This window comes from Janthinobacterium sp. FW305-129 (assembly GCF_020858115.1).
Taxonomy (GTDB): Bacteria; Pseudomonadota; Gammaproteobacteria; order Burkholderiales; family Burkholderiaceae_D; genus Janthinobacterium.
Map to the genome: position 1 here is coordinate 357115 of NZ_JACYMM010000002.1, position 25881 is coordinate 382995.

Sequence of the window (25881 nt, forward strand, 5' to 3'; positions counted from 1 at the left end):
AAAAATCAAGCTGTTGTCTCTATCGTATCGGCATCCGCGGCGCTTGGGGGATGACGCGGCGGCGCGCATTTCTATTTCCGCAAAAAAACAACACCTGTATACAATTTTGAAAAAAATTATCAGCTTTACAGCGGCCGCCTTGCCCCGCAAGGGCGAGAAGGTGCGATGATTATATGCAAGAACTGATAGTAAGTATGCAGATAAGACATATCGCCCAACGCGGCGCTTCTCGCATCATGGATTGAACGGCGCGCGATGCCCCATCGCAGCGCTTCATGCGGGCTACGCCCCCTGCTATTTCATTTCCCGTTTTCCAACACCGCCATCAGGAGCCGAAAGTGCCAAAAACCATACCGTGTCTGTTGCTCTGCCTTACTACCACCCTGGGCATGGGCGCGACCGCCCAGGCTGCCGAATGGAGCGATACCGCGCTGAGCTGGCGTGCCGGCAATGACTACCGCGAGCCGTTCAACCCGGACGACATCAAGAAAAACATCTTTGCCATCACGCACGCCAGCGGCTACAAATACGGCAGCAACTTCGTCAACCTGGATTTCCTGATCTCCGACAGCAAGGACCCCGGCGCGCTCGGCAAGACGTCCGGCGCGCAAGAGGCCTACCTGGTGTACCGCAACACCATCGACATCGGCAAGGTGCGCGGCAGCGACATCAAGTTCGGCCCCGTGCGCGGCGTCGGCGTCACCCTGGGCTTCGACGTCAACACGAAAAATGACGTGGGCTACAACTCGCGCAAGCGCATGCTGGTGGCCGGCCCCACGCTGATGTGGGACGTGCCCGGCTTCTTCAACACCAGCCTGCTGTTGCTGCGCGAAAGCAACGCCCCCAGCGGCGCCTTCCCGCCCATCTCGCAAGTGACGGGTCGCTACACATTTAAAACGCACGCCATGCTGACGGGCGCCTGGGCCATCCCGCTGTCGCCGCTGTTCTCGTTCGAAGGTTTCTTTAACCTCATCGACTCGAAAGGCAAGGATGAAGTGGGGCGCGACACGGCCGTGGAAACGAATATCGACATGCAAGTGATGTACGACGTGGGCGCGGCCCTGGGCAGCGCCAAGAACACCTTCCGCGTGGGCCTGGAATACCAGTACTGGAAGAACAAGTTCGGCAACTCGCCCGCCACCACGGGCAACGTGGGCCAGACGGCCAGGACACCGATGATACGCGCGGAGTACCATTTCTAAGAATCATTGTCACGCATCAACACCCACCTTCGCGCCTGATGCCAGCATGAAGCTTTCCAGCTGGCGGAGAGCGCGAACGTGGAACAACTGCTGCCGTATTACGAGCGTGAGCTGGGCCTGTTCCGCCAGTACACGCGCGCGTTTTCCAGCCGCTATCCGAAGGCGGCCGGGCGCCTGCTGATCGCCGGCGAGACGTGCGAAGACCCGCACATCGAGCGGCTGATCCAGTCCGTCGCCCTGCTCACGGCCAGGGTCGCCAAGCGCCTCGACGACGCCTATCCGCAATTCACCCATTCCCTGCTTGAAACTTTGTACCCGCACTACCTGCGGCCGTTTCCTTCATGCTCCATCGTGCGCATCGCGGCAGACGAAGCGCCCGCTGGCGGCCAGCTGGCCCAGGTGGCGCATGTTCCACGCGGCACCGTGCTGCGCTCGCAGCCGGTGCAGGGCGTGGCTTGCAAATTCACCAGCACATACGACGTAACCCTGGCACCGCTGGCTATTTCTCGCCTGCATTTCTCGCCGATCATCGACGCGCCGCCTGGCCTGCGCCTGCCCGCCGGCGCCAGCGCCTTGCTCAGCATTCAATTCACCAGCAGCAGCGACAACTACCATCTCGATCAGCCGGGTTTTGCCAGCCTGCGCCTGTTTGCCGATGGCGAAGCGTCCGTGCGCGCGGCGCTGCTCGACGCCCTGTTCCTGCGCGGCACGGGCGCGTACGTGGCGCTGGACGAGCACAGCCAGTGGCTGGCCGTCGACGGCACCTTGCTTGCCCCGGCCGGCTATGCGGACGACGACGCGCTGATCCCCTTTTCCGCCCGTTCGCACCCGGCCCTGCGCCTGCTGACCGAGTACTTCGCGTTTCCCGAAAAATTTCATTTCATCGATATCGACTGGTCCCTGCTGGCTCCTCTTCTGCCGAAACAGTGCCGCCAGTTCACCCTGCACCTGCCGCTCAAGGGCGTGCGCAGCGACAGCCACGAGGCGCGCCTGCTCTCCGGCGCCAGCCGCGACAACCTGCTGCTGGGCTGCACGCCCGTCGTCAACCTGTTTGCCAAGTCCGGCGTGCCGATTCGCCTCACGCACACGGAGCCCGACTACGCGCTGGTGGCCGATGCCACGCATGCGTTTGCCTACGACATCCACAGCATCGAGACCGTCACCGTGGTGCGCAAGGACGAAGCCGGCGAGCGCCTGAGCACCTTCTTGCCGCTGTATGCCTCGCTGCAGGGTTCTCAGACAGAGCATGGACAATACTGGCTGGCGCGCCGCGACGAAGCCGTGGCCGCCATCAGCCCCGGCCATGAAATGCGGCTGAGCCTGATCGACCCGCAGTTTTCACCAGACAGCGCGGCCTGCGCCACCGTCTCGACGCAGCTGCTGTGCAGCAACCGCGACTTGCCCACCCACCTGCACTACGGCTTGCCCGGCGGCGACTTGCTGGCCGAAGACGTGCCCGACGGCATCCCTGCGCGCTTCCTGCGCAAGCCCACGCCCAGCCTGCGTTTCCTGGCGGACAATGGCGCCCACTGGCGCCTGATTGCGCACCTGTCGCTCAATTACTCGGGCCTGACGCAAGCGGGCCTGGGCGAATTCCAGAAAATGCTCAGTCTGTACGACCTGCCCCGTTCGCCCACCACGCAACGGCTGATCCAGGGCATCGTCACGCTCGAACACGGCAGCACGCGCGCGTGGATGCCAACGCTACCGTTTCCCACCCTGATGCCCGGCATCGGCATCCGCCTGGGCATCGACGAGCAAGCGTTTGTCGGCAGCAGCGTGTACATCTTCGCGCAGGTGCTGCAGCGCTATTTCGCCCTGAACAGCCAGCTCAACTGCTTTAGCCAACTGACGCTGCTATCCCGGCGCAGCGGCGAGGAAATCCTCCGATGCCCAGAACGCAGCGCCGACGCCACGCCAGCGTGATCCAGCAATTGCTCGACGCGCCGCAGCGCTTCGAGTGCTTCCAGGCGCTGCGCCTGCTGCTGGCGTGGCTGGCCGAACACGGCATCGATGAGCACACGGCGCTGGCAAAGCGCGTGCGCTTCGACAACAGCGTCTCGCTGCGTTTTCCCGCCAGCCAGGTCGAAGCGCTGACCACAGATGGCATCGCCGATGCGGATGCCTTGCTGCAGGCGCTGCTGTCGGGTCAGTTACCCCATATCCACCTCACGCCCACCTTCATGGGCCTGCTGGGCTGCCAGGGCAGCTTGCCCAGCCACTATTCGGAGCGCATCGCCGCGCATCAATACAGCGAACGCGACACCAGTGCACGCGCGTTTCTCGACCTGTTTTCCAGCCGCGCCGTGGCCCTGTTTTATCAGGCCTGGCAAAAATACCGCATCGAGCAGGCCGGCCACAGCGGGGACTTCCTGTCGCGCCTGCTGGACGTGGCCGCATGCCAGCCGGGCCAGGGTCAGGACGAGGCGGCGGCCGGCCTGTACAGCGGCTTGCTCCAGCAATGCAACATCTCGTCCATCGTCATGGCGCGCATCCTCGCCGACCACTTCGGCGTGCCCTGCCATATCGACGAGGCGACGGGCGCCATGGACGTGCTGGCGCCGCGCGAACAAACGGCGCTGGGCATGGCCAATGCCGTGCTGGGCCAGCGCGCCACCGTCGGCGAGCGCTGCCGCCGCCCCGACCTGGCCGTGCGCCTGCGCCTCGGCCCGCTCACGGCAGAGCAGCACGCCAGCTTCCTGCCGCGCGCCCCTGGCAGCGAGGCGCTGCGGCACATGCTGATGCTGTTCGGCCAGCCGCTCGTGCGCTACGACATCGTGCTGGTGCTGCGCGCCAGCGATGTGCGGGGAATGGCGCTGACGGCCACCGGGCAAGCTGGCCTCGGCCGCAACAGTTTCCTCGGCGATGCGGCAACGCCGCGCCACCGCGACGACATGCATTACGTAATGCAATTGATGCCCTCACTCAACGATTAAACCTTGCGGCCGCGCAAAAACGCTTGTGTTCGCTATTGCTACAGTCGGCCAACGATCCCTACCGTGAAGCGATGCACGATGAGCCAGTTCCCCGATACGACGGCGGCATGGACGGCATTAGTGGGCGACATGCAGGGCCAGCGCCTGCTGCGCCTGCACTTTCCGCATGGCGACGGCCCTGCCGGCATCCAGTTCCTGGCCAACAGCCTGGCCGCCAGCGAAAGCCTGTCGCGCGATTTTTCCTATGTGGTGGAAGTATTGTCCGACGACGCCGCCATTGCGCTCGACAAGGTGATGGGCAAGATGGTGACTATCTATCGAACTTTTACACACAAATCACCCGCACAAATATTGAGTCAAAAAAAAATTAAAGGAGAAAAATTATGGAAAAAATCCGAAAATTTGATGACGAAATCTCTGGAAAATATTTTAGATACACAACAATTGCTTACATTGACTTTGAAAAAAAACAAAAAAATATTGAGGATTTTGAAATATTAATCAGGGACGACAACCAACAAGTAGAAATAATTTTCATGCCCAATCTTGCTCCAGGAGAACACCAAAGTTTAGGAGGAGAAACATCCTTAGGACACGCAGTAACATATTTGATTTCCAAAAAAGACAACATGATTATCAGATCATATCGCCATAGATAGCTAAATTTTAAAAAATATAAATATTGATTATTTAAAATATCAAAATTCAAAGACAACGCAAAAATATTTAAATTTCCTAGGCCGCAAATGAATATAAATAAGAATACTGGATATATTGAAATAAATGAGAATTTTTACGTAAACAAAAACACATCAACCAAAGAAATAAAAAACATAAATTTTCTTGAAAGTTTTTGGGAAATAAATGGATTTGAAACATATAGCATGCAAAATATTCAATTTTTCAATCTAAAAACAAGAGTAAATCTCAGATTTAAAAATGGAATTCTTTATATTATTGAAATAATCTGGATAGATGGAATCACCAACAGACTTGTCTATGACTCCAGTCACTCGGACATGATCAATGAAAAAAATATCTAAGTAAGTTAATTTCAAAATCACTAGATCAACCAGCTGAAATATCGACAAAGTATGAGGATTTTTTTTCTTTCTCGTGGGGATACATAATAGTCAAAGCAGATCAAAAATCATCACTTTGCTCAACAATGATAATATATGGCAAAAATACAAACATATGATAGAGAATAAATATTAATTAAAAGAGTACTCCAATAAACCTTTCCTATTCCGATAGAGATATGGAAAAACATACACCCAACATAGAAAACTTAGAAGAAAAAATTTCCGGAAAAAATCTTGAAAAATTGCTCGTGGTTTTGGATGAATTCAAAAAAGAACAAAGAAATATTTCAGATTTTGAAATATATATTCAAGACAAAAACGAAGATATTAAAATAACTTTCGTACCAAATTTTTCACCCGGCGAAAAAATACTAGGTGGAAAAACATCATTGGGAAGATCCATCACTTATACCATTTCAAAAAAGACGAGAAAAATCATCAGTTCAAACTATCATAGATAAAACGAGACTATCAATGATAACGTTACACACTTGATTATCAATTAGGCAGCACCTGGAACAACCCAGGATTTGACTTGTCCATCGCCCTGCACGATACTTGCCGCTGTCGCCAAGCTACCGATCCTACGCAATAAACCATCAGCGCCTGTCACCACCGCCTACACTCACAGCATGCCGTCTCCGAACTCCCCCACCGCCCCCTACATCGGCCGCTTCGCCCCCTCCCCCTCCGGTCCCCTGCACATGGGCTCGCTCGTTGCCGCCATGGCCAGCTATCTCGATGCCAAGGTACATCGCGGCACGTGGCTGTTGCGCATCGAGGATCTGGACTATGACCGCAATGTCGAGGGTGCTGATCTGGGTATCCTGGCCAGCCTGCAGCGCTGCGGCATGTACTGGGATGGCGAGGCGACGTGGCAGAGCCGCAGGCTGCCGCTGTACGAGGCGGCGCTGAAACAGTTGCAGGACGATGGCCTCGTGTATGCGTGCGGCTGTTCGCGCAAGGAGATTCAGGATTCGGTGTTGCAGGCGGGTGCGCCCAAGGGGGGCGCCGCCGTGTATCCGGGCACGTGCCGCCACGGCCTGGCGCCGGGCAAGGCGGCGCGGGCCTGGCGGTTGCGCGTGCCACAGGGGCCGCAAGCCGTGTACGGCTTTAGCGACCGCTGGGCGGGTCCGCAGCGGCAAGACCTGGCCAAGGAAGTGGGCGACTTCATCGTGCTGCGCGGCGACGGCTTTTGGGCGTATCAGTTGGCCGTGGTGGTCGACGATGGCGCGCAGGGCATCACGCAGGTGGTGCGCGGGGCGGATCTGCTCGATTCCACGCCGCGCCAGTTGTATCTGCAGGATGTGCTGGGCTTGCCCCATCCCGGCTTCTTGCACGTGCCCGTCGTCACCAATAACAGCGGCGAGAAACTGTCGAAGCAGACGGGCGCCCTCGCCTTCGACACGGGCACCAGCGCCGCGAACCTGCTGGCGTCGGCGCTGCTGCCGGCCGCCCGCTTCCTCGGTCTCGACGTGCGCGCCGACGACGTGGAAGATTTCTGGCGGCAAGCCGTGCCCGCCTGGGCGCAGCGGCTGGCGCGCCTTCCCGGGCGGGCATAAAAAAACCCGCCGCGGCGCGAGCCGTCGGCGGGTTGAAGCAGGCGCCAACCGCAAGGGCCGGCGCCAGGCATCAGGCAATTAGAAGTTGCCCTTGAATTGCACGCCAAATTGACGCGGCTCATTGATGAAGCCCGTGCGGTTGTTGAAGTCGATGGCGCCCGTGATACGCTGGGTATCGGTGATGTTGCGGCCAAACGCGGCCACTTCATACTTGCCGGCATCCCAGGTGTAACCCACGCGCAAGCCGCCTTCGACCATCGGCTTGCCGGTGAACTCGGTGGATTCATACAGGAAGAAATTGATCTTGCTGCGGTAAGCCCAGTCCGTGAAGACGAAGAATTCGCCGTTTTCCATCGGGATCGAATAACGGCCCGTGGCGGTGATCGTCCACTTCGGCGCTTGCGGCAATGGATTGCCGTCGATAACGGCCCGGTTTGCAGCGTTGATCGGATCGGTCACGGTGCAGCTGCGGCACGGGGTTACCGACAGGCTCGGGTCCTTGATTTCCGTGAAGTTGTAGCTGCCGCCCAGGGACATCTTCAGGCTAGGCGTGACAAAACCTTCCAGTTCCAGTTCCGCGCCGCGGCCATTCGTCTTGGCGGCGTTGATCAGACGCGTGACGTTCGAGGTGCCGCCAACGACCGTCAGTTGCTGGTTTTTCACCTGGTAGTTGTACAGGCTGAAAGCAACGCGGGCGCGGCGCTCGAACAGATCGGCCTTGATGCCTGCTTCGAACGAGGTGATGGTTTCCGCATCGGCCACGGTCACAGATACATCCTTGCTGGCCGGCGCGATACTTGGCGCGCGGAAACCGGTGGCGATACGGCCGTAGAAGTTCACGTCCTTGTTGTACTTGTAGGTACCGCTCAGGTCCCAGTTGACCTTGGCTTTGCTGACATCGGCGCTGGTCGGGTTGATTTGCTTCACGCGGTCCGCTTCGACCGTGTTGAAATCCTTCTTGTCCTTGGTGTAGCGCAAGCCGGCACGCAGCATGAAGTCATCGTTGACGGCATAGTTGACGGAACCGAAAGTAGCCCAGGCACTGTTTTTCTGGCGGCTGGCCAGGTGCGAAACGAGCGCATGGTCGCTACCGCCGAAGTTATCCGTATAGCCGTTGGCATCTTCGTTGAAGTAGTACACGCCAGCCTGCCAATTGAGCGGACCGGCATTTTTCGATTCGGCGCGGAATTCTTGCGAGTACTGTTTCACGCTGCTGATGCCGCCGGCGGTTTCCACCGGGAATGGAATCGCTGGCACCATGCCTGGTGCGCCACCGTCGATGTCGCCATGCGACACATACTTGCCCACGCGTTCGAAACCGGTGATCGAGTACAGCTTGACGCCGTCGAGTTCCCAGCTCAGGCGAGCGCTGGCGCCATTGGTGCGCAGCTCCTGGAAGTTCAGGCCATCGGTGTAGGATTTTTTCGGATCGAAACCGTCGACGATATCGTTCGTGCCCTGCTTGATCATGTTGGCGTAGAAGACGCGCGCGCTACCCGTGGTGCTGCGCTGATGCACGTTGAACAAGGCGTTGAACGTGCCGTTCGGCGCATACATCAATTGCACGCGTTCGGCGTGTTCGTTGTAGCCGTCCAGCGCGTTTTTCTGGCCCGTAAACGTGTTGTCGACGTAGTCGTCGCGGTGCTGGCGCAAGGTCGAGACGCGCATGGCCCATTCTTTGCTCAGCGGAACGTTGACGGCGCCGTCGAAGTTGGTCGTGTTGTGCGTGGCGGCGGAAACGTTGTAATAGCCTTCAACCTTGTCCAGCTTCGGCTTGACGGATTCGAACTTGACCACGCCGGCCGGCGTATTGCGGCCGAACAAGGTGCCTTGCGGGCCGCGCAGCACTTCCACGCCGGCCACGTCGAAAATCGGATAGCCTTTGAGGATAGGGTTTTCTTGCACGACATCGTCGTAAATCAGGGAAACAGGTTGCGATGCGAAGATGTTGAAGTCGGTATTGCCATAGCCGCGGATGTAGAAACGGGGGAAGGTGCGGCCATTCGACGATTCCACGTTCAGGCTCGGCACTTTGCCGGCCAGCACGCGGATGTCTTGCCCACCGGAGACCAGCACGTCGAGCTTCTCGTCGCGCAGCAGCGACACGGAGACGGGCACGTCGCGGATATTTTCCTTGCGGCGCTGTGCCGTGACGGTCACGGTTTCCAGCTGGCTGGCGGCAGGGGCCGTATCAGCAGCGACTTCATCAGCGTAAGCCGAGCCGATAGGCAAGGCAGCGGACAGTGCCAGCATTGCGGCGCTTTTGGCGCACAAACGCTTGTGCATCTTGGACATCTTGATCATGTGGTTTCCCAGAAGTTTAAAAAAAGAATTGCGAAATCTGTCTTTCTTGCAACCTGTCTCCGGGTTATATACGGCGCTGGACGATCGTTCGCACCATCACGGTGCGGCAGCGCGAGCGGATGTTCCCCCGCTCTCGGCGTCACTGGCTCTGCCCTGGCTGCCGCGCAAGCGGACAGCGGTTCCGGCCGCATCTCTGAGATGTCTGATGAGCACCAACTTTTTAGCAAGGCGCCAATTTAATTCAAGCAGCTTATGCGGAGCAAGAATATTGTTATGTAAAATATTCATTCGTCAACATAATGGGCCGACTAGTGGTTATTCAGCCACAATAGCGCCTCTGTATTGCTATTTCTTTGCCATTTCCCCCATGACATGCCATATGGCGCGACTTTTTCTGCTGGCCAGCCGAAAGCGGGATTGGCGTCCTGCAAGACAGCCCCGAGGGTAAAAATAGTTGTAATATCGCCAGACTTGAGCTGCCATGCCGCCCCATTCCAGTGCGGCGGCGGCGCCCCGCACCATCGTTGATCGCCTCCATGCCAGAACCCAGCCAGCCCAGCAACGCCGTCCCGTCCTGCATCGCCGCCGCCCAGGCGGCACATTTACTGTTGGGTGCCCATTGCGACATCGTCTGGAGCACGAAAACCTTCGGCCAGTTCGATGCCGACCAGCCGTCCTGGCGCGCCTTCACGGGCCAGACGGAGGCCGAACTGCTGGGCCGCGGCTGGCTCAATGCCCTGCACCCGGACGACCGCAACTTGCCTTACGTCATGCCGTCGCATCTGACGACCGTGTTCGAAGCGGAATACCGGCTGCGCCACGTCAGCGGCACCTACCGCAACGTCATCGTGCGCATGCTGCCCGTGCTGGCACCCGACGGCAGCATCGTTGAATGGCTGGGCTCGCATTGCGACGTGACGCAGCAACGGCAGACGGAACAGCGGCTGCGCCTGGCCATGCAGGGCGGCCGCATGGGCACGTGGGAGATCGACCTGGGCAGCGGCAGCATGACGTGCTCCGATGCGTTCAAGGCCAATCTGGGCTTGCCGCCTGCCAGCCGCATCGGTTACGCGCAGCTGACGGGCGCCATGCTCGACGGCGACCTGCAGCAGTGGCAGACGGTGGTGCACGCGGCCATCGCCCGCGCCAGCGATTTCGAGATCGACATCCGCGTGCGCTGGCCCGACAATTCGCTGCACTGGGCGCACATGCGCGGCACCTGCGCCAGCGACGGCGCCGGCAACGTGATCGCCCTGTCCGGCATCTCGCTCGACTTGACGGCCAGCAAGCAGAACGAGGAAACCCTGCGCCTGACCCTGGCGGCCGGCGAAGTGGCCACCTGGAACTGGGACATCGTTGCCGACCGCGTGACGGCCGACAGCAATATGGCGCGCTTGTTCCACGTCAATGCCGATGCGCCCACGGCGGCGCCGCTGGCACGCTACCTGGACATCATCCATCCCGATGACCGCGAGCAAGTCAGCGCGCAGATTGCCCAGGCCGTGCACGCCCACACGCCATTCGAGGCCAGCTACCGCGTCGCTGCCGGCGATGGCCAGTACCGCTCGGTCATCGCGCGGGGGCGCGCGGAATACGCACCCGATGGCACGCCCTTGCAATTTCCAGGCGTCCTGCTCGACATCACGCGCCAGAAACAGGTGGAAGATGCGCTACGCCGCAGCGAGGAACGCTACCGCACCCTGATCGAGCTGATGGACCAGGCCTTTTGCGTCATCGAAATGCTGTACGACGAGCAAGGCCGCCCCGTGGACTTCCGCTATCTGGAAGGCAACGCCGCCTTCGTCAAGCAGTCGGGCCTCGACAATGCCATCGGCAAGACCATCCGCAGCTTCGTACCCGACCACGACCAGCACTGGTTCGACCTGTACGACCAGGTCGTCAAGACGGGCGAGCCCGTGCGCTACGAAAACGAAGCCGTGGCCATGGAGCGCTGGTTCGAAGTCTTCGCCGCGCGCCTCGGCGGGCCCGGCAGCCGCCTGCTGACGGTGCTGTTCAGCGACATCAGCGAGCGCAAGCGTTCTGAGCAGCAATTGCGCCAGCTGGCCGACAACCTGTCCGAGATGGACCGGCGCAAGACGGAATTCCTCGCCACCCTGGCGCACGAACTGCGCAACCCGCTGGCACCGATCCGCAACGGCCTGCAAATCATGCGCCTGGCCGCCGACAAGCCCGCCACCGTGTCGCGCGTGCGCGACGTGATGGAACGGCAAGTCAATCAGATGGTGCACCTGGTCAACGACTTGCTGGACGTGGCCCGCATCACGCGGGGGCAGATCGAACTCAAGCTGGAACGCGCGGACTTGAAAACCATCATCGCCAGCGCCGTGGAAACAAGCATGCCGCTGATCGAGGCGGGCCGCCACCAGTTGCAGGTGCAACTCGACGAGCAGGCGCTGCCGCTTGAAGCCGATCCTACGCGGCTGGCGCAAGTGCTGGGCAATTTGCTCAACAACGCCGCCAAATACACGCCCGCCGGCGGCCACATCAGCTTGCGCGCCCTGCGCGATGGCAACGAGGCCTTGATCGAGGTCAAGGACAGCGGCGTGGGCATCCCCGCCGAGTCGATCGCCACCGTGTTCGACATGTTCACCCAGGTGGGACAAAACATGGGCCGCGCGCAGGGCGGCCTGGGCATCGGCCTGTCGCTGGTGCGGCGCCTGGCCGAGTTGCATGGCGGCAGCACCACGGCGGCCAGTCCCGGCGCCGGCCTGGGCAGCACGTTTACCGTGCGCCTACCGCTGCTGAAGGAGGAAGCCCCAGCCCCAGCCCCCGCCGCACCGGACGCGCCCGCCCCTGCCGCCAGCGGCCGCCATTTCCGCGTGCTGGTGGTCGACGACAACGTCGATGCGGCCGATACCCTCGCCGCCGTGCTCGACATGATGGGCCATGCCACGCAAGTGGCCCACGACGGCGCGCAAGCGCTGGCCGTGGCGCCGCAATTCTTGCCAGACATCATCTTCCTCGACATCGGCTTGCCCGGCATGAACGGCTACGAAGTGGCGCGCGCGCTGCGCCGGATACCGGCCGGCGCCAAGGTCGTGCTCGTCGCATTGACGGGCTGGGGCGCCGAAAACGACCGCAGCCAGTCGAGCGCGGCCGGCTTCGACCACCATCTGACCAAACCGGCCAACCTGCTCGCCATCGGCGAACTGCTGGCCGCCCTTTCCACTCCGAAAATACCTACAGACCATGACTGACTCCACGAACCACGTCCGCCGCCACCTCCTGCTGGCCAGCGGCGCTGCCCTGCTGTGCCCAACGCCGCTGCTGTTTGCCGCGCCCGCCACCGGCATCGCCGCCGCCCACACGCAGCTGGCCGCGCTGGAACAGGCCGCAGGCGGACGCCTCGGCGTTGCCGCCTGGCGCCAGGGCAGCGAGCTGCGCGTTGCCTACCGCGCCGATGAACGCTTTCCCCTGGCCAGCACCTTCAAGGCCATGCTGGCAGGCGCCGTGCTGGCCCGCAGCGTCAGCCAGCCGGGCTTGCTGGACCAGCACGTGCGTTACGAAAAAAAGGAACTGGTCACGTATTCGCCCATCACGGAAAAGCATCTGGCCGACGGCATGAGCGTGGCCGACCTGTGCGCCGCCACCTTGCAGTACAGCGACAATAGCGCGGCCAATTTCCTGATGACAATATTAGGCGGGCCGCAAGCCGTGACGGCGTTTGCGCGCAGCATCGGCAACACGGTATTCCAGCTGGAACGCTGGGAAACGGAATTGAATAGCGCCATCCCCGGCGAAGTGCGCGACACGGCCAGCCCCGCGTCCATGGCGCACAGCTTGCAGCAATTGTTGTTGGGAAATAGTTTGCCGGCGCCGCAGCGCCAGCAACTGGACGCCTGGATGCGCGGCAACACGACGGGCGACAAGCGCATCCGCGCCGGCGTGCCGGCCGGCTGGCAAGTGGCGGATAAAACGGGCTCGGGCGCGTATGGCAGCGTCAACGACGTCGGCGTGGCCTACCCGCCCAGCGGCGCGCCGCTGCTCATCGCCGTGTACTACACGCGCGAACAGAAAAAAGCGGACACGAACCAGGACATCATCACGGCCGCCACGCGCATCGTGACGGCCGCGCTGGCGTAATTACTTCGGCAGAGCTGCCATGAAGCCTGCATACGTCGACCAGGCCGGATCGGCCGCGCTGCGGATTTCAATCGGGAACTTTGGACGCGGCGCCAGCGCCGTGTTCAGGCGGTTGAAGAATTCTTCGCCCGACTGCGTGTAATAAATCCATTCGCGCAGGTTTTCGCCCGTCGACACCAGCGCCAGCGTAGCGAAGCCTTCTTCTTCCACCACGGGCGCCAGCGCCGCTTCCAGCTCTTCCATATGCTCGCGCTCGTTCGGCGCGGGCATGCCTGTTTCATCTTCATAACGCCAGGCGATGATGATGCGGTCCGGCTGCGACGACAGGTCCCAATCGTCATGGAAAGTGTCGACATAGCGGTAGATGATGGCCATCTCGTCGCTATGCGTGACGATGGTGCCCCAGCTGCGGGCGGAAGTGGAGTTTTCGTTCATGGTTGCAACAGTCAAAAAAATAAATCGAGGGAGCGCAGCTTACAGCACTGGCGGGCAAGTCACATTCCAGGCATCATACTGGGCGCCGCTCTTGCGCAGCCAGACGCGGGCGTAGCTGTCGCGGTCGCTCTTGAACACGAGCGCATAGCGCTCTTCGGCGCGCGGGGCGGCGGCGCCCACGTCGACGGCCGCCAGCGTAAATTTCAGCGCCCGTAGCGGCGCGCAGGCCGTGTTACCCGCCATCAATAATCGTGCCCGCTCCAGCAGCGGCTTCTGGTACAGCAACACGCCTTCCAGTTCCACATCGGGAATCCGTTGCAGCATGCGCACGGGTTCGGCCACCGCGCGGCAGGTGCCACGGTCGAGCCAGGCGTAATACTCCATGCCCGCCTCCTGCCAGCGCGCCTGCTTGCCTTCACCGTGCAGCACGAACTTGGTGCGCTGCGTCCGGCACAGCGCGCCATGACCGCGATACGGCGGCGTTTCCACGCTGCCCACCACTTCGCTGCCACGTCCCCCCACGATGGGCACGCTTTCGAACACGGTGCGCGCAGCCGGCTCGCCCGGATATTGCTGCGCATAAAAATCCAGCAAGGACGCGCGCTGCTGCGCATCCCCTGCCACCGCCTCGGCGGCACTGGCTGAGATGCAGACGGCCGATACGGTAAAAAGCGCGACAGAGCGCATGAAATATCCTGGCATGGCATTCCTTCAATCGACGTTCAGGGGCGGGTATCGCCCAAGCGCCGATTATATAGTTACCAGGAAATGCCAGGCGGACAGGCTGTCAGGAGGTCCGGAAGTTGACGCCGCCAGCCAACAGCCTGGCGCCGCAAGTGGTGGTATCGCCTTCGAAGGCGATAGCGATGCCGTTGATGGTATGCCGGGACGAGCCGCTGGCAATCTTGCAGCCTTGATGTCCCTTGATGGGGCAGCTGCACAAGTCCCCGACACAGGCGACAGCAATACCATTGACCGTAAAGTGCGTGGCGGCACAACTGAGCACCTTGCCGCCATGCGAGGTGGAATCGCCCAAGCGGATGACTTTGCGCATGCTGCCTCCAGAATTATTGCCCAGCCTGACTTTCCAGGATGGCTTCCACCGATGGCGCCGCGTAGTTGGCCGGATCGACGGCCGGCGTGATGCGGCTGCGGAAGATGTCGCCATTGGCATCCTGCTGCTGGCGTTTGGCATCCGATGGTGGTGTAATAAAAATGATGCTGGCCTCATTGCTGTCGCGTAAATTAATCGCCGCACTGGCGCCCCCATCGCGATAGCTTCCCATCACGCCGATCGCCATCTGCATGAACCACGTGGCCGCGCCCGTGTTGCCCAGGCGAAGATCGGTATTGATGAACTGCGCGCTCTTGCTACTTTCGATTTCGGGGCCGCCCTGTGCCGCATAGTCATGCAGCATGCTTTCCAACATCAGCGACTGTTCCGGCTGGTTTCCCGTACCGGCCACGATACGCGAAGGCCCCTTGCCGCGCTCGGCTTGCGGCAAGGTCTGCAGCGCCTGCTGCCAGCCTGCATTGAATATCTTCTGGCGCGCATCGCGCCGCGTCACGGGCTTGCCTTCCTCATCCGCGAACTTGACGAATACGGGGCGGTGCACGAAACCGAACGAGGGCAGGCGGTCAAAGGTTTCCATCTGCTCCCGGTTCCACGGAATGGGAAACCACGGCGTCGGCTTCCAGTCGCGCGGCGGACGATTTTCCCAGGGATTGAGCTTGTCGAAGGTATGCAGGCCCACGCCACGGATATCGGGCCGCTGGGCGAAAGCGGCGGCGGCGGCGAGCCATTCGGCGACGGTGGGTTGACGCTCGCTGAAGGCTTCAGGTCGCAGCTGTTTCGCGCGTGAAGGCAACGACTGCATGACGTTGTAATACATGGCCCGCAGTTTTTCTTGGACGAATTTATTCTCCGGGTCATCCCATACAAAAGGACGCAACGGTTCTATTCGTTCGCGGCGTGCCAGGATGAACACCGCCGTGGCATCAGGCATATCCGGAATGAAATACCCGTTTACCAATTTTCTTGCAGTTCCTGGCTTCCGGTTGCCATCCCGCGTGCCAACGCTATCCTCGGAGTGTAAGGCGACGTAAGGTACGTCAGGATGCTTATCGAAAAAATCAAACACATCAATCAGCAATTGGTCGGGATGTTCATCCAGCTTCCAGGAAGCCACGGAAAATAGATGCAAGGGCATGCCCCCCGTACCAGCGCCAGCCACAAGTCCCGCCATCGGCTCTATCAAGCTCGGTTGTGCAGTCGGGTCAAGAATGGGCGCTCCAGCATAAAACGAAGGCAGGTTCCAATACATCGGAGTGAAATTGATGCCATTTTCCAGTGCATCGTAGGCTCTGCTACCACCGTCGCCATCCTTGTCATTACCCGTCCAGGGATACTTCTTGGGATCTTGTTCGCGTATGCTCGTGTAAGGACTTCCTTTTTGCAAGGCTCCCCACAATTTACCCTGCCGATACTTGTCCAGCGTCACACCCAATCCGATCACTTCCAGCACATACTCTTGCCGTGGCTCCACCGGTTTCCTTGGCTGTTTTTCCTGGACCTGTAATGCAATTTCACGCGCCTGGCTCTTCGACAAAGCACCTAGCCATAACACGCCAAAAAATAAAATTACAATAACTATTGATATTCCCAACCAACGAAGCGTCATCATAGCTTTCACCTTTTTGGTCTACTATTCAGGAGAAAAGATCATCGGTCCAAACAAGTTTTTCGACGAGTCCTAGACCATCCAATTATTTTTCAGTCACTATCTTCATGTCTTTTGTTTGTGACACAACGATCTTCCATAAAGCACCCGATAACAATGGAAGTCCTGCGGGCAGAATTCCAGTGTTGTAATAGTCCATACCGCCATTGATCGCAGCACTTCTCCATGCAGGTTCTACGGATAAATATGCTGCAAAATCAGATAAGAATTTTTCCTTTATCAGCATTCCTTTACGCCCTTTATCATTAGTCTTCAAATCCTTCACTCGCCAATCCGCCACAGCACATAAGTACTCGTAGAACTGCGGATCAGAGCTGGCCTTGCCACTACCTATGGCAACGTCATACGCCGTCACCTGGCTATGATTCTTCACGTTGCCAATAATCGAACTGTGAAAGGACTTGGCGCTGACCTCGTGTTGCCAACGCAGACGTGCTTCGTTAGGGCTTTCCTGGATATTTGCCCATACATTGCCTTTCTTGTCCCTCGTCGCAGAAATCACCTTGCGTTGTGCCAACGGGCCTTTGTCATCCAGCTTCTGTTCCTTGTTATAGGCCACCGTCATCTTTTGTAACTCGGTTTCGCGTAAGGCCTCAACACTCTCCGGAAACTTGCGATAACCAGAAGGATCCGGACGCTCTTCCGATTTACTGATCAGGCCGCGACCGCTGGCAATTGCCGTTGCCGCGTCATTAGGATCCACCGCTTCCGTCGGCCCCTCATCCTTCTTCGCTCTACCATGCATTATTGAATCGCGGGGTATGTCTGCCGGGTCAATTTGCGAGGTGCCGCGCAGGTCTGCAGGAACAGGCTTGCGCAATGCTTCACCAGTAATTGTGCGTATACCGTTTCGCTGCTCGACAGGTTTCAGCTTGGTCTTGATGGGCCATGCGACTGCCTTGTGCGTACCCCGGTTGCCGCGTACAGATGCCTCCACATGTGCATGTTCGTCTTCTTTTTCCAGGCACAATGGGTAATCATGGGGTGGTGGCATGCCGACAAGAGACACTGCCTTCTTTCCAGTGCCTGGATCGAGACGTATCTTGTTACTGAACACCCGTTGATAAAACCTGGTTCCCAATTCGGAGAGTGCTTTTCGTACTTGTTCAGTACCCCGATTATGAAAGCGACCAGTGGAGTAATTTCTTCCTCCATAAGCATAAATTTCCTCTTCGGACTTCACCTCGGTTCCTGTTACAAAATCGGGTACGCCATCCCAGCCAATTCCCTGAATGTTATCGAGCGCCACAGTCATGTCTTCGGGACAAAAATACAGATATACTTTCCTGCGGTTATCTCGATCCGCTACATTGCTCCAACTGGCGCCGACCATACCGCGATGCTGATCACCATTCAACTCCGTAAATAACGGAACGCAGGGTTGTCCATTCCCTTTCGCTACCCCAGCAACAATATTGACAAGCGTCTGCAGGCGCGCGGCCAGCGTCTGAACACCGTCGAGTAGATGATAGTGCGCCCGCATCGCCGCATCCTCGCCACCATCGAGTCCGCTCGCCTTCCTCAGCAGAAAGGGAATATTTTCCACCAGGCTGTATGGCGGATGCGTGAGTATCAAATTATCGGCCGGCGCCAGCCCCTTTTCCATCAGCATGGCTTGCGCCAGCAGCGACAGCAGACAGCCCTGGCTGTGCGCAACAATGCTGACGGTATCCTGGGCGTCGTAATCGCGGATCATGGAAATCAGTGCTGCCAGGCGCTGGGCCGCCAGCACCATATACATGCGGCCAGGCGCCGTCTTCAGCGGACGCAAGGCATCACCCATGGGATCGGCAGGTGCATAAATACCCCTGCGCCACATGTCGGGCAAACTGCTGGTGGCGTTGCCGAACGGCCCGCCTTCCTTGGACAGATCCTTGTCCAGCCGGTTGCCGTAACGGTCGACGAACTGACCATGGATGGTAGTCGTCTTACCTTCAACTTCGCGGTAGCCCCAGTAAAACGGAATCACGGGGCTGTTGGTATCCTTGGCGATCGTGCGCTTGAAAAAGACGACGTCGGGATCATCTTCCAGCTTGTCCTTATCCGCCGCCACGGGCATGCGGTAAGAAGCTGGCGTAAAGCCGCGCCCCAGCCTTTGCGTCAATCCCTCGCACAGTCCATCTTCCACCGCCTTGTAGCTGACGCCCACATCGTTGACGCCGTGAATGACGATGATATTGCCCGGCAGGTTGCGGCGTATTTTCACCTTCTTGCAGACGGTGCGTTCGCAATGCAGGAGCGTCACGTCTTCGCCCACCACGTACGGCAATTTCGGATAGCTGCCCATCGCACTCTCCTGGCGTCATCAATCCTTGTTGTTGAACACTTCGATGGCGGCCAGGTGCATGGCCGCGCGCTCCAGTACCTCCGTCTTGCCGTCCCCGTCGCTGCGGCCATCGGCCGACGAGCCATCCTCCAGCTTCACGGCAAAGTGGGCTTGCGGCGCCAGCTGGGGAGCTGGCGGCACGCCATCGGCGGGACTGTCGTCGCCCTCATATTGAAAAATGAATTGCTGATCGGCCTTGCCCTCGGCAAAGCTTGGCAATTGCACTGCCATGCTCTGCGGGTCATTGAAGACGAAATTGGGCGCATTGAAGTTCAGCGGCGACTTGCTGCCGAAGGTGATGCCGTCGGCGATGCGGATGAAAGCACCATGCTTGGAAATCAGCACGATTTCATCGGCCATGCCCGTCAGCTTGCCCTCGCTGGCGGTGAGCTTCAAATTTTTCGCCGCGTTGAGGTCCATGTCGTCATGCTGGCTTTGCAGCAAGAACTTGCCATGGTGGGCGATGGCGCGGATGCCATCCGCATGGGCAAACAGCGAGATGCCCTTGCCCGCGTTCACGCTGTAGCGCTGGCCCGCCACCGCTTGCAGGTGCTGCTGCGCCACCGTATCGATATTGCTGACGGCATAGCTGACGATGGCCTTCGAACTGGCAAAGCTGATGCCGGCGGGCGCCGTGACGGCAATCGCCGCAGCACCGCCCAGCTCGGCACGGGGCTGCGTATTGCTGCCGCCTTCCCAGCTTTTCAAGCTGTGCTGCAGCTCCTGCTGCGCTTCATCCGCATTCTCCAGTGCCTGATGCGTGGCAGCATAACTGCCCAGCGAGCGAAACAATTCCAGGCAATTTTCCATCAGCCCCAGATATTCGCTGCGCGCCATGTGCCCGCCGTCGCCGTTCAGGCGCTTCCAGGCCGAAATCAGCATGCCCTTGCCCGCCCGCATCGCCAGTTGCTCATCGGTACGCAGCTCGGCGCCCTCGCCGCGCGCCTCGCCCTGGCCATTGCGCCGATCCTGCGTCAGCCAGCCCAGGTTGAGCTGGGTGGAGCCATGGTCGCTGGCAAGCTGGGCATTAATTTGCCCGTGCACATCATCGAAACGCAGCTGGTTGCCACGCGTACCCTTGATCTCGCGGCTCTTGATGCCGGACAAATAGCGGTTTCCCGTCAAGTCGCCCGCCTTGCTCAAGGCAATCGGCAACGCGCTGTGGTTGTACAGCTGCCCCACGATGATGGGCCGGTCCGGGTCGCCGCCCAGGAAAGCCAGCAAGACTTCGCTGCCCACGCGGGGCAAGCCCAGATAGCCGCATTGCTGCATGCTGCCAGGTCCGTTGCCCGCCCAGCTGGACGCGACTCTTACCCAGGCTGAATCAGCATCCGTGTCGGAGGCGCCCGCGCCGCCGGCGTGCTCATGGTCCAGCTTGCGCGTGGCGGGAAAGCGCACCTTGACCCGGCCCATGGCGTCGCAATGAACTTCTTCATTCGCCGGCCCCACCACCACGGCGCTCTGCATGGTGACATGCGGCAAATCGCTACGCGTGTCATAGGCGGGGACGATGGCCACGCCGCGCCGCACGGCGCTCAGCTCGATATGCATGCGCAAGGGGCCATCGTCCACCGCCGTCGCCAGCTCGCGCTGCAGCAACGCCGTGCCATCGCCCAGCCAGCGGTTGCGCGCAAACAGACGCGCGACCCTGGCAGCCAGTTCCCTGGGTAAATTATTCTGCGCCGCCACCTGCAGCGCCGTCACGACAAAATCGCGCTCGGCCGGCGGAAGTGCGTCGACGTCGGGATGCTCGGCCAGGCTAAAGTATTCGCCCGGACACAGGTCGCGCACGCTGCCCTCGGCATGAAAGCAATGGCTCTCGTAGTCATGCTGCTGCATGGCCAGCATGCCCAGCTGGCACAAGGCATCATGATCGCTCCCCGCTCGCGGCGGCAGCACGCGGTAATCATCGAGGCTGGCGGCAATGGCGTTGCCATGCATGCCTTGCCGGCCCTGCCCCATGGCGTCGGCAGTCATGAACGGCCGCGCGCGTGGATGTTCCTCGTTCCAGCTATGCAGCGTCACTTTTCCCGCTTGCAACTTGCGGACTTCGTTCCACGACGTCAGGGTATCGCGCTGTTCCGTCGCGCGGTCCGCGTGATAGCGCACGGTATCGGCCATGTTTTTCCGCAAGCCATCGGCATGGTTGAACAGCACCAGGGTATGTGCCGGCTCGGCATGCGCATCCGCATTGCCTTGCGCGCGAAAAAACCAGGCGACGCCGCTGCGCTTGAGCAGGCGCCGCACGAAGGCCGCATCGGACTCATTGTGCTGCATGACAAATTCGCGTTGCGGATACGTCTGTGCTTCGAAGAAATCGGCAAACGCATACTGGAAGGCATGCGCCAGCACGGTATTGCTGCGTATCCATTCGTCGAGCAAGGTCTTGACGATGTCGATATCCGTCAAACGCCGGAAGACGCGCGTATTGCAGCGCTTTTCCATGATGGCGAAGGCGTCCGTCAACACCAGCTGATAGCTGGCCAGCGCACCATCGCAGTCCCCCGCACTGGCTTGCGTGACGAGGCCGCAGCTGCCCCTGGTCGGTAACAATGTCGATAGCGGCAGGCAAGGCAATCAAACTACTGAGCGGCAAGTCCACATGCGTCGAGACGCACAGCACGCGGTACTCGATGCCGCCACAGATGGCCTCGCTCCCGGCGACGCGCTGCGGTATCAGCGCACCGGCCGGTACCTTGGGCGAGACACCCAGGCGCAGGCGCAAGGGACGTTCGCCATCCGATATCGACTCATCACCGTCCATGGCGCTCTCCTCATTCGCACTTGCATCTAGTCAAGCTGGAGAACCGACAATGCCATGGGATAGCAAGGAAATACTTGATATTTAGTAAGAATCTGTCTTGCTGCTCAATACATCCATCAACAATTGCCGCTTCGCCAGCAAGGCGGGATCAAACGCCGTCCACTGCTGCAGCCGCAACGCATACGCGGGCGTCAGCATCCAGCCGAACACTTCCGCCTTGTCTTCCTCGGGGCCGTAGGCCGCGTACAGGCTCACCAGCCCGGGCTGCGGGTGGCCCAGGTTCTGGAAACCCTTTCCGTAGGCCGTGGCGCCGCCCTGGCCATAGGCCGTGCCGGGCGGGTTCAGGGCCAGCCAGGCGGGGTCGCGGTAATAGAAATCGTCGAACAGCCGGTATTCGATGAAGTGGTAATACTCGTGGTGCACGCGCAGCTCCATGCCGGACGGACACATCGCGGCCAGCAGGTTGTCGGCGTAGACGACGCTGTCGATTTCCGGCGCCGGCATGGCCAGGCGGCGCTGGCCTTCCACGCTCAAGTCTTTCACCAGCACGACGTGGCGCAAGCCCGTGCGCGCGAAGACGCCGGCCGGGTAGCGCTCCATGGCCGGCAAGACGATGCTGAGCAACAATTGCAGCCCGGCGCGGTCCTGCGCCGAGTCCGTAAAGGCGTGCGCCTCGCTGCCGGGCATGGCCAGAGTCCAGGCGGGTGAAAGTTGCATTGCCGCCAGGCGCGCCGTGGCGATGGCCTGCAGTTGCGCCACGCTGGCGTCCTGTGACGCGACGGGTGCATAACGCACGTCCCAGTCGCACTCGCTGCGCATGCTGTCTTGCTGGGCGGCACGCTCGAACGCTTGCGTGTAGGCAGCCGACGGCGCGGGCGGAACGACATTGGCGCAAGCGGACAGCAGCACGGCGGCAAGACAGGACGGCAAACGGCAAGCAGGCATGGGATCTTTCGCAGGCATAAAAAATGGGGCGCAATTGCTGCGCCCCATTGTACAAGCTGTAAATTGCCTTACTGCATCAGCGCTGGTAATTCTTGAAGAAATTCCAGCTGATCACGGTGGCGTCCGGGCCCAGCTCATCGCTGAAGGGCCAGCCCGGTGGACCGCCGCTCCACGCGTGGTTCATGCCCTCGACCGTGTACTTTTGCGCGATGACGGCGCCGTTGTGCAGATACGTATCGATGGAATAGCTGCGGCCGTACGGCACCGTCTGGCGCACGATGCTGTCCGCACGGTAGCGCACGCTGTCATTGTCGAGGCCATCGTCGCCATAATCGCTGGTCTGCAGGAATTGTTCGATGGTTTGTTCGCCGTTGACGGGGTTGACGACGATGTCGGAAGTACCGTGGAATACCATCGTCGGCATCAGCCGGCGCGGCGAACCGGAACAGCGCCAGGCATCCTTGCCCCGCACTTTCGGGTCGAAGGAACTGCCGTTGAACAGCGAATCGGCGGCCGTAATCATACCGGTGGCGCCCTTGTACATGCCGCCCGAATGCACCATCACGGCGGCGAACACATCGGAGTAACAGGCGGCCATGATGGAGGCCATGGCGCCGCCGGCCGAGATGCCCGTCACGTACACGCGGCTGTCCTGCACCGCATATTTGCTCTTGATCTTGTTCAAGATGCCCATCAGCACGGCCGGCTCGCCCGTGCCCCGCTCCTGGTTCAGCGGCAACATGAAATTCCAGCAGCGCATGGGGTTGGCCGTGACGTTCTGGCGCGGATAGACGACGATGAAGTTTTCGCTGTCGGCCAGCTGGTTGTAACGGCTGACGGCGGCCATGCTGTTCGGCTCGGAACCGCAGCCGTGCAGCATCAGCACGACGGGCAGCGGCGTGTTCGGATTGTAATTGCTCGGCAGCCAGACCTGGTATTCACGCGAGCCCCACAGGCTCGCGTACAGGCCGAAGTCCCACTGCCCGGCGGCAGCCGGCAGCGCGGCCAGCAAGCCGCAGGCGGCGATGAATGCAGATAAGAATTGACGCAGTTGTTGATGCAGATGTGCCATGCCAGTCTCCTGATTATTATTAAGGACGAAAACAGCGACAACGACCCGGCTTGACGCCCGTCAAGCCGGCACTTCTACCACCCCTTAAAATTTGTAGCCAGCCTTGGCGATGATCTGGCGCGGCGGACCATAGAAACCGTCGAGGATGAACACGGCCGGAATATTGTAGCCATCCGTGCGGTAGCGCTTGTTGCCCAGGTTGCTGCCGTGCAGACTGAAGGTCCAGTTCTTCGGCGCTTCCCACACGACGCCGGCCGTCCAGATGCTGTAGCCGCCCTGCGCCAGGGTTTCGCTCAAGTCCGTCGTCGGGTAGACCTTGCTGCGGTAGCCATAGCCGAGCATGCTGCGCAAGGCGCCGCCGAACACGTCGCGGTCCGTGCGCGTCACATTCAAGCCCACTTGCCGGGCTGGCGTGTTGCTGAACTTTTGCGTATCCGCAATGTTTTTGCCGCCGCTCATGAACTCGTCATAGTTGGCATCGAGCAAGGCCAGGAAACCGTTGACTTCCCACTGGCGGTTGGGCCGCCACGAAAACTCGAACTCGGCGCCTTTCACCGTCGCCTTGCCCGCATTCGTAAAGTCGCCATAGAAGCCCGGCACGCCGCCCGGCTGCACGTAGCTGGTGAAGACGGACAATTGAATATCCTTGTAGCGGTTGTAGAACAGGGCCACGTTGGCGTCGAAGGTGTCGTCGGGCGCCGCGTACTTCATGCCCACTTCCAGCGCGTCGAGTTTTTCATCCTTGTACGGGCGCGCGGAATCGGGCACCACCAGGTTGTTGGCGCGCACGTTGTAGCCGCCCGACTTGAAGCCGCGCGACAGGTTGCTGTAGAAATTCGTCGTCTTCGACGCTTCATAGCGCACGGAAATTTTCGGCGAAGTATTGCTCACCGACAAGGACTTGTCGAAGTCGGCCGCCGTCTGGATGGGCCGCGTGAAGCCCACGTCGGCAAAAGCGCGGTTGAGCACGATGGCGCGCTTTTCCTCGCGCGTGTGGCGCAAGCCCGCGTTGATGCTCCACACCTTGCCCAGCGGCCAGGTCCAGTCCGTGTACAGCGCCGTGCTGTCCGTTTCCACCGTGCTGACGGCGGCCGTGAACTGGCGCCCCAGGAAGTTGTTGTAGATGCCGCCGCCGGCCGTGCCTTCGAAGCGGTACAGGCCGATCACGCCGGCGCCGTAGTCGCCGCTGTACGAGGCCTGCAATTCCAGGCTTTTCTGTTCGTCGCGCGAGTCGCCGAACACGTCGGCAATCGGTTGCGGCAAGCCGTCGAAGTCGATGGTTTGCTCGGAGGTGCTGCGCCGCTTGGCGCCGATCACTTTCACGGACCAGTCGTTCGACAAGGTGTAATTGGCCACCAGCGAGCCGCCCCGGTTGTGCGTGAAGTTGTTGCCCGGCATGCCGCTCTGGATGTCATACGCATCCGTGCTGGCCGGCCGCTTGAGCGGGTCGAAGGCGCTCACGCCCATGCGCTGGAAGCCGCGCACGCCCGATTTGTCGTCCGTGGCGTCCAGGCTCAGCACGACGGTCAAAGGGATATCTTGCGGAAAGTAGCCGACGGACAAGCGTGCGGCCGTGCTGTCCTGGTCGCTGACCTGTTCGCCATTGAAGGTGTTGCGGCCGAAACCGTCGCGGTCCAGCTTGGCGGCGGCCAGGCGCGCGCGCCAGGTGCCGCTCTCGTTGGCCACATTGAAGGCAGCCTTGAAGTTGCGCTGATTGTAATTGCCGATGCCCACTTCCGCCGAGGCGCCGTTTTCCTTCGCCAGCGGGCGCGAAATGTATTTGATGGCGCCGCCGATGGTGTTCTTGCCATACAAGGTGCCTTGCGGGCCGCGCAGCACTTCGATGCGCTGCACATCGAACACGTCGAGCAGCGCGCCTTGGGGACGCGCCATGTAGACGTCGTCAAAATAAATACCCACGCCCGGGTCCACGCCCCAGACGGGGTCGGCCTGGCCCACGCCGCGGATAAACGCCGTCAGGGTGGTGTTGGTGCCGCGCGAGGCGTACACGGTCAGGTTCGGCACGCGCTCCTGCAAGTCGGCCAGGTTCTGGATATTCGCCCGTTCCAGGGCCTTGGCGGAAAACGCCGTGACGGCCAGTGGCACGTCCTGCAGCCGTTCTTCGCGGCGGCGGGCGGAAACGGTGACGGTTTCCATGCGTTCTTTTGCGTCGCTGGCTTCCTGGGCGCTGACAGCAGTGGCCGGGCTGGCCTCCTGCGCCTGGGCCTGGGTGGCAAACGCGCCGGCAACGGCGAGGGCGGCGGGCATCAATTTCAAAGCAAGTTTCATAGCGTCTCCAATGTCAGGCTTGCTTACCACCAGGGAAGACGGCCGGATGCCAGGATCGCAAGACGTAACGGTACCGGCGCGCGCAATGCGAGCACCTGCCCTGCGATGACTGTTTC

At 60.3% G+C, this 25881-nt stretch carries 18 protein-coding genes; 8 read left to right on the forward strand and 10 right to left on the reverse strand.

Translation table 11 applies throughout. The features are described 5' to 3' along the window. Window positions 1–389: 389 nt before the first annotated feature. From IGS61_RS05335 to gluQRS, 6 genes are all read left to right on the forward strand, one after another. Complete coding sequence (locus tag IGS61_RS05335; RefSeq protein ID WP_230538824.1) at window positions 390–1202, forward strand: outer envelope protein; 813 nt, start codon at window positions 390–392, stop codon at window positions 1200–1202. Window positions 1203–1280: 78 nt separating this feature from the next. Further along, window positions 1281–3128 carry a type VI secretion system baseplate subunit TssF gene (tssF, locus tag IGS61_RS05340; protein ID WP_230538656.1) on the forward strand — a complete coding sequence of 616 codons (1848 nt, stop codon included), beginning with the start codon at window positions 1281–1283 and terminating at the stop codon, window positions 3126–3128. After that, window positions 3092–4138, forward strand: coding sequence for a type VI secretion system baseplate subunit TssG (gene tssG / locus IGS61_RS05345; protein WP_230538657.1), 1047 nt, complete (start codon window positions 3092–3094; stop codon window positions 4136–4138). Before tssF ends, tssG begins: the two co-directional genes overlap by 37 nt. A 78-nt stretch (window positions 4139–4216) precedes the next feature. Continuing rightward, the gene (locus IGS61_RS05350; protein WP_230538658.1) at window positions 4217–4639 is read left to right on the forward strand and encodes a hypothetical protein; all 423 of its coding nucleotides are present in this window, start codon (window positions 4217–4219) and stop codon (window positions 4637–4639) included. Window positions 4640–5399: 760 nt separating this feature from the next. Then, the gene (locus tag IGS61_RS05355; RefSeq protein WP_230538659.1) at window positions 5400–5684 is read left to right on the forward strand and encodes a hypothetical protein; all 285 of its coding nucleotides are present in this window, start codon (window positions 5400–5402) and stop codon (window positions 5682–5684) included. Window positions 5685–5855: 171 nt separating this feature from the next. After that, on the forward strand, window positions 5856–6785 hold the full coding sequence (gene gluQRS, locus IGS61_RS05360; RefSeq protein ID WP_230538660.1) for a tRNA glutamyl-Q(34) synthetase GluQRS: 930 nt from the start codon (window positions 5856–5858) through the stop codon (window positions 6783–6785). A 78-nt stretch (window positions 6786–6863) separates the two neighbouring features. Here the strand turns inward: gluQRS and IGS61_RS05365 are convergent, their stop codons facing one another. Next, a complete protein-coding gene (locus tag IGS61_RS05365) occupies window positions 6864–9089 on the reverse strand; it encodes a TonB-dependent receptor (RefSeq protein WP_230538661.1) in 2226 nt (741 codons plus the stop codon). 536 nt (window positions 9090–9625) lie between these two features. On the opposite strand from IGS61_RS05365, the gene IGS61_RS05370 reads away from it, so the two are divergent. Continuing rightward, window positions 9626–12307, forward strand: a complete 2682-nt coding sequence (locus IGS61_RS05370) for a hybrid sensor histidine kinase/response regulator (RefSeq protein WP_230538662.1) — start codon at window positions 9626–9628, stop codon at window positions 12305–12307. Next, on the forward strand, window positions 12300–13193 hold the full coding sequence (gene bla / locus IGS61_RS05375) for a class A beta-lactamase (RefSeq protein ID WP_230538663.1): 894 nt from the start codon (window positions 12300–12302) through the stop codon (window positions 13191–13193). Before IGS61_RS05370 ends, bla begins: the two co-directional genes overlap by 8 nt. Here the strand turns inward: bla and IGS61_RS05380 are convergent, their stop codons facing one another. The 9 genes from IGS61_RS05380 to IGS61_RS05420 form a co-directional block, all read right to left on the reverse strand. Further along, window positions 13194–13628, reverse strand: a complete 435-nt coding sequence (locus tag IGS61_RS05380) for a DUF695 domain-containing protein (RefSeq protein ID WP_070257244.1) — start codon at window positions 13626–13628, stop codon at window positions 13194–13196. 39 nt (window positions 13629–13667) lie between these two features. Further along, on the reverse strand, window positions 13668–14315 hold the full coding sequence (locus IGS61_RS05385) for a hypothetical protein (RefSeq protein ID WP_230538664.1): 648 nt from the start codon (window positions 14313–14315) through the stop codon (window positions 13668–13670). Between the two features lie 100 nt (window positions 14316–14415). Continuing rightward, on the reverse strand, window positions 14416–14682 hold the full coding sequence (locus IGS61_RS05390) for a PAAR domain-containing protein (RefSeq protein ID WP_230538665.1): 267 nt from the start codon (window positions 14680–14682) through the stop codon (window positions 14416–14418). A 13-nt stretch (window positions 14683–14695) separates the two neighbouring features. Then, window positions 14696–16312: a type VI lipase adapter Tla3 domain-containing protein gene (locus tag IGS61_RS05395; RefSeq protein ID WP_230538666.1), complete on the reverse strand. Its 1617-nt coding sequence runs from the start codon at window positions 16310–16312 to the stop codon at window positions 14696–14698. Between the two features lie 82 nt (window positions 16313–16394). Further along, entirely contained in the window at window positions 16395–18656 is a 2262-nt protein-coding gene (locus IGS61_RS05400) for a T6SS effector phospholipase Tle3 domain-containing protein (RefSeq protein WP_230538667.1), read from the reverse strand. A gap of 18 nt (window positions 18657–18674) precedes the next feature. Beyond that, window positions 18675–21248, reverse strand: coding sequence for a type VI secretion system Vgr family protein (locus IGS61_RS05405; RefSeq protein ID WP_230538668.1), 2574 nt, complete (start codon window positions 21246–21248; stop codon window positions 18675–18677). A gap of 292 nt (window positions 21249–21540) precedes the next feature. Continuing rightward, on the reverse strand, window positions 21541–22404 hold the full coding sequence (locus IGS61_RS05410; RefSeq protein WP_230538669.1) for a hypothetical protein: 864 nt from the start codon (window positions 22402–22404) through the stop codon (window positions 21541–21543). A gap of 76 nt (window positions 22405–22480) precedes the next feature. Next, complete coding sequence (locus IGS61_RS05415) at window positions 22481–23476, reverse strand: extracellular catalytic domain type 1 short-chain-length polyhydroxyalkanoate depolymerase (protein WP_230538670.1); 996 nt, start codon at window positions 23474–23476, stop codon at window positions 22481–22483. An 84-nt stretch (window positions 23477–23560) separates the two neighbouring features. After that, a complete protein-coding gene (locus IGS61_RS05420; RefSeq protein WP_230538671.1) occupies window positions 23561–25765 on the reverse strand; it encodes a TonB-dependent receptor in 2205 nt (734 codons plus the stop codon). Window positions 25766–25881 lie beyond the last annotated feature (116 nt).